This window comes from Dactylosporangium sucinum, assembly GCF_014647515.1.
Classification (GTDB): domain Bacteria; phylum Actinomycetota; class Actinomycetes; order Mycobacteriales; family Micromonosporaceae; genus Dactylosporangium; species Dactylosporangium sucinum.
In genome coordinates, this window is the sequence record NZ_BMPI01000205.1 from 1 (window position 1) to 404 (window position 404).

Below are 404 nucleotides of genomic sequence, written 5' to 3' on the forward strand. Positions count from 1 at the left end.
CTGTGGATGCTGCAGACCCGGGTCGGCAAGCGCACCGCCGCGGCCGCGTTCGTCATCGCCACCCACCTCGTCGACGAGGGCATGATCGACCTCGACGAGGCCACCAAGCGGGTCAACGGCAACCAGCTGGCCCAGCTGATGTTCCCGACGTTCGACCTGTCGGACGAGCCCGAGCAGCTGACCCGCGGGGTCGGCGCGTCGCCGGGCGCCGCGTTCGGCAAGGCGGTCTTCGACGCGCAGCACGCGGTGGCCATGGCCAAGGAGGGCGAGCAGGTCATCCTGGTGCGCCGGGAGACCAACCCCGACGACCTGCCGGGCATGATCGCGGCCCAGGGCATCCTCACCAGCCGGGGCGGGAAGACCTCGCACGCCGCCGTGGTGGCCCGCGGCATGGGCAAGACCTG

Annotated in this window: 1 protein-coding gene; it reads left to right on the forward strand. The window is 72.0% G+C overall.

Features of this window, described 5'->3' with window-relative positions; translation table 11 throughout:
- On the forward strand, nt 1-404 hold a 404-nt coding region (locus tag IEZ31_RS58085; RefSeq protein WP_268241783.1), incomplete at both ends, for a PEP-utilizing enzyme.